Genomic DNA, 5,142 nt, shown 5'->3' with positions numbered 1-5,142 from the left:
ACGAAAAACCCAAAAAAAACCCTTTTTAACCGGGAAAACCCCCCCCCCCCCGCACAATCAAGTTATTCCAAAATCCCATTAAGACTCCTTGTGGTTTTTGACAAAAAGAATCAAATCTCTTGCCTTTTGCGAAAAAGATTCTAAATATTTTTGCTCTTCCTCGCGCCAATGAAGCGGCATCGTAAGGGAAACGAAATATCCTCCATAAAATCCCCCACTCCACTGCCTTGCAAGCCTTTGCACCATAACTTCCAAAGTCGGAATCCTAGCATTATCCGCTAGATGAATATGCCCGCTATCCACGCCCAAGATTCCATCACAAGATTGCACAAAAGCAATCAAATCCTCCAAACCCTGCTCATTATAAAACACCTTGAGATTCTCTTGCACAAAAGGCGCAAAATGATATTGTGTCCCGTGATAGTTTATAAAAACAAATAGAATCTCCGAAAATTCCTTACTTAAAGCCTGCGCTAAAGCAATCCATTCTTTCATATCAAAATTAACTTTTCCTATTAAACTTCTAGCAAAAGGAAAAATGCCAATCACCTGCTTATATTGCGTTCCCTTACCCAAAGCCGAAAATAAAATCTTGATTCTTTGAGAGGAAGCCTCCAAAAGTGGTAATTTAGCCAATGAAAAATCCAAAGACTTTATCATTTTGTCAAAAATTTTGGGATTAATTTGCCGCACAAGGTTAAGATTTCTTTGAATCTCATTGTGTGTTTGCAGCCAATAAGGATTGACGCAAACTTGAAACTTTCTTAGATACTTTAAATACAAAAAGGGCGCATTAAGTAAAAGTGATTGACTTAATGTAATGATTTTGCGCTTCGCTTGAATAGATTCCGCTATTTCTAACACTTTAAAATTATGATGTTCAATCACCAAAAGAATATCAAACTTTCTTTCTGACGTATTCTTAATCTTTGCAATCTCTAAAACCTCATCAATATAAGGGAGATTTTTTTGACGACAAAAGACATTTTGATTTTTAATAAATAGAGTTAAAGAGCTTTGGGGATAGAGAGATTTAAGCGCGTAGAGACTAGGAATACATACCATTTCATCGCCAATTCCTCTGCGTATAATATTGCCTAAAATTGCGATTTTGAAACGACTTTGTTGATGAAACATAGAATCTTGTGCAAAAGACGAGCCAAAAGCTCATCTTGATAAGATTAGTGGTGCGAGAGTTTGCCACGAATGATAAAAAAGATACTTCCTAAAATACCTGCCGTCAAAGAGGCAACAAGAATCGTGATTTTGGCGACATCTGTTGCAATAAGTCCGTGTGCGCTATTGACATCAAATGCAAGATTAGTAACAAAGATAGACATCGTAAATCCAATTCCACCTAAAGCTCCCGCTCCAAAAATATCTACCCACGAAGCACCATTAGGGCGCGCTGCGATTCCAAGTTTCTCTGCAACAAATGTAAAGGTAAAGATTCCAATCGGTTTCCCAACCACAAGCCCCAAAAGAATCCCCAAAAAGACATGGTCAATGCTAAAATCAATGTTAGAACCAATCGCAACTCCAGCATTTGCAAATGCAAAAATCGGCATAATCAGATAATTGCTATAAGGTGCAAGCGCGTGCTCTAAACGCAAAAGCGGATTTTGCACCGCATTTTTTTCTTTGCTTAAATGGTGCAAAGCTTCCACTTGCTCATTTTGAAGCAAAATTCCGTCTTTTTTCGTCTCTGCCTCTTGAAAATGGCTCACGATTGTTTTAAGTTTGTCCATAAAGGAAAGTGTGTCAATCTTAGGCGCAACAGGAATCGTAAAAGCAAGCATAACTGCTGCGATTGTCGCATGCACACCACAATTATGCACAGCAATCCACAAAAAGACGCCCAAAAGCATATAAGGGGTTAGAGCCTTGACGCCCATTTTGCCAAGTATCACAAGCACAACAATAATCCCTGCCGCAACCGCCAACCATTCAAGAGAAACTCCGGTAGAATAGAATAATGCAATAACGATAATTGCGCCCAAATCGTCCGCAACTGCCAAGGAAACCAAAAAGACTTTAACAGAGATAGAAACGCGTTTCCCAAGTATTGCCAACACACCCAACGCAAACGCAATATCTGTCGCCATTGGGATTCCAAACCCTGTTACAGAATCTGTGCCTACATTTAAAGAATAATAAATAATTCCCGGTCCAATCATTCCACCAAGTGCAGCAATAATTGGTAATGCGGCGCGTTTGAATCCCGCGAGCTCTCCAAAAAGCACTTCGCGTTTAATTTCCAAGCCTACAACCAAAAAGAAAAACGCCATCAAAACATCGTTAATCCAATGCTCTAAGCTCATTCCAATGAAATGTCCATTCACACTAAAGCCAAATTTAGTTTTCCAAAGCTGCGCATACGCTTCACCCAAAGGCGAGTTTGCAACAATCATCGCCAAAATCGCACAACATAGCAATAAAACACCCGCAAAAGATTCGCTTTGTGTGATTTTTTTAAAAATCGCTAAAAAACCTTTTTTATTTTCCGCTTCCATAACTTCTCCTTAAACTTCAACTAATCTTCCTTCACCTCGCGTGTAGAAAATATATCCATAAGTTGTTTTATGCAATATTGCACTTACAGATTCCATATATTCACGCACTTGCGCCCTATGTGATTCCTTAGGTGAGCCACTTTTATAATCTACGATAAACGCCTGCTCTTCTCCTACAATCAAAAGGTCTAAACGTTTTTGCTTACCACCAAACAAAAAAGGAATTTCACATTTTACCTTTCCTTTAGCCAAAATTTCAATTAATTTTTGATTTTTTAATACAAAATTGCATTGTGTGATGATTTTTTGTAATTCTTCACGTTCCAAATAAAATCCCACTTTATTATCCAAAAGCTCCAAAATCAACGAATCCTCAAGGGTATTTTTGAGCTTTTGTTCCATCACAAAATGCAGTGCGATTCCATAATAAATTGCTTTGAGACTTCCGCAAGCCTCTTCATTTTCTCCCCTTTCCTCTCCCTCCTCTTTTAGATACATTTCCTTTTGTCGTCCGAGATTTTCCAAGCTTAGCTGCAAGGAAGAAATGCAACAAAAAGGCTTTTGGGATTCTGGATTTACAGCAATTTTTCTTCTTTGGATTTGCATTTGTATTGCGCTTTTTAAATCTCCTCTTACTTGCGCACCAAGTTGCAGAATCTCAAAAGCACTTTTATTATCAAGACAAAAAATGCTCATTGTATCTTTTGCGCGCGTCAAAGCAACATAAAGCTGATTTTTCAAATCCTTGATTTCTAATTCCTCTTCTTTGCACAACGCATTTTGGTACATACAATCCAAGCTGTTTCTAATTTTACTCTTGTTTTGATTAGCATATTGAAAAATCCTTTGAATCTCTATGCCATTTTCTTTAAACTCAAAAAACACATTTCCGTGCTGATTGTTGCTCGCATTGGATTTATCCACCACAAATACATTTTCAAATTCCAATCCTTTGGATTTATGAATCGTCATAATCCGAATCCCCACAAAATCACTTGAAATAATCTCTAGTGCAAATCTCTCCACTTGCTCCAATAATTCCCCTATAGTAGAAAATTGTAAGCAAGATTCTAAAAATTTCTTGGCACTTAAACTTGCAATGTGATAAAACTCCATAATTTTCAACAATATCTTTGCGGGTTCTTTGACTTTTGCAAGAGATTTTATCACAGCTTCCAATCTCCTATTTTGCGATTCTGTAATCTCCAATCCTAAAAGCATAAAAAACTCTTGCCTAAATTGAATCTTTTTTGTTTGTATGTATTTTAAAACCTCTATTAACGCGCGCACTTCATTGTGATGAATCAGTTTCGCACTCGTATCAATGACAACCTTTACTCCCTTGTCTTGCAAAAATTGTGCGAGTTCTACTACGGATTTGTTATCAAAAACCAAAATCGCTATTTCCTCCTCTTTCGCCCCTAGCTTTCTTAAATCCTCCAACCTCTGAAAAACCTCAAAATAAAGATTGTCTTTTGTGCAGGCTTGCACTTTTACGCAGCCCTCAATATTTACCTTTGCAGTTTGGGGGATAAAATCTTGAATCGTATCGGCAAAAACATCATTAACAAAATCCACAATATGCCTAGCACTGCGATAATTTGTATCTAAGTTTTGGGATTCCATTCCCTTGCTTGCAATTTTAAACAATTCTGGATTCCCTCCACGAAAACGATAAATGGACTGCTTTGTATCTCCTACATAAAAAAAGCTTCGCTCAAAGTTTTTCTGCCCCTTACCACTTTTGATTTCGTCAATCAAGGGTTTTAGAATCTCATATTGCAAAATACTTGTGTCTTGAAACTCATCTATTAAAATATGACTTAATGTGCTATCCAGCCTAAAATACAAAAAATCTTTTTCAATGAATTTTGTAGCCAATAATTGATAAACCTTAGACGCCACCGCGTTGAAACTTAGACAATTGTTTTGTTTATAATATTGTTCTTTTGCCTTTAAAAAGCATTGAAAAATCCGATAAAGTTGCTCCAAATATTCCGATTCCTCTTCTAACAAAGCCTGACAAATGGATTCTTTTAAAAGCGTGAAATCCATTGCATTAAAGGGAGTTTTAGAAAATTTATCCCTTTTGTAATCTTGTAGATTTTGCTTAAGTAGCCAAGTTTGACCTTTTTGTAATAAACTTTCAAAATCATTAAACTGCAAACTAGATGGCAATTCTCCAAAAATTTCAACATAAGTTTTTTGAATACACCTCGCATATTCCATTGCTTTTTCTTTGGGATTTTTACTTTGCGATTCTATAAATTTTTGTGTAAAAAGGCTTTGTTGGAGCATTTCCTTAAAAGAATCCAAAAACACACACAAGGCAAGAATAGAATTCAAGGTTTGTTTTTTGCGGTAACAAATCTCCAAAATCTGCTCAAAATCGGTTTTTTCTAAAAGCGACAAAAAGATTTCTGTAATCTCCCCCAAATCGTCCTCTTGCAACTCAAAATCATATTCTACCCCGACATACCAGCAAAAATTTTTTAAGATTCTTTGGAAAAAGGCGTCAATCGTTGTAATCTTTAAGTCTTCTCGCAAAAAATCATAATAAATTTGAATGATTTTATACAAAGCTCAGCCGACTCACCAGAGTCCGTTTTATGGGGCTAAATAAATGGTA

The 5,142-nt window shown here is 36.6% G+C and carries 3 protein-coding genes; all 3 read right to left on the bottom strand.

The window, feature by feature from the left end; genetic code table 11:
- Positions 1 to 78: 78 nt before the first annotated feature.
- The 3 genes from K2N75_RS05130 to K2N75_RS05120 are packed head-to-tail and all read right to left on the bottom strand — an operon-like array spanning position 79 to position 5,093.
- Positions 79 to 1,137, bottom strand: coding sequence for a glycosyltransferase family 9 protein (locus K2N75_RS05130; protein WP_297681699.1), 1,059 nt, complete (start codon positions 1,135 to 1,137; stop codon positions 79 to 81).
- Positions 1,138 to 1,181: 44 nt separating this feature from the next.
- Positions 1,182 to 2,513: a Na+/H+ antiporter NhaA gene (nhaA, locus tag K2N75_RS05125; RefSeq protein WP_297681700.1), complete on the bottom strand. Its 1,332-nt coding sequence runs from the start codon at positions 2,511 to 2,513 to the stop codon at positions 1,182 to 1,184.
- 9 nt (positions 2,514 to 2,522) lie between these two features.
- A complete protein-coding gene (locus K2N75_RS05120) occupies positions 2,523 to 5,093 on the bottom strand; it encodes a RecB-like helicase (protein ID WP_300120100.1) in 2,571 nt (856 codons plus the stop codon).
- Positions 5,094 to 5,142: the final 49 nt, after the last annotated feature.

This window comes from Helicobacter sp. (assembly GCF_029067145.1).
Lineage (GTDB): Bacteria > Campylobacterota > Campylobacteria > Campylobacterales > Helicobacteraceae > Helicobacter_D.
The sequence above is the reverse complement of the archived record's forward strand: the minus strand, read 5'-3'. Positions and strand labels throughout refer to the sequence as shown.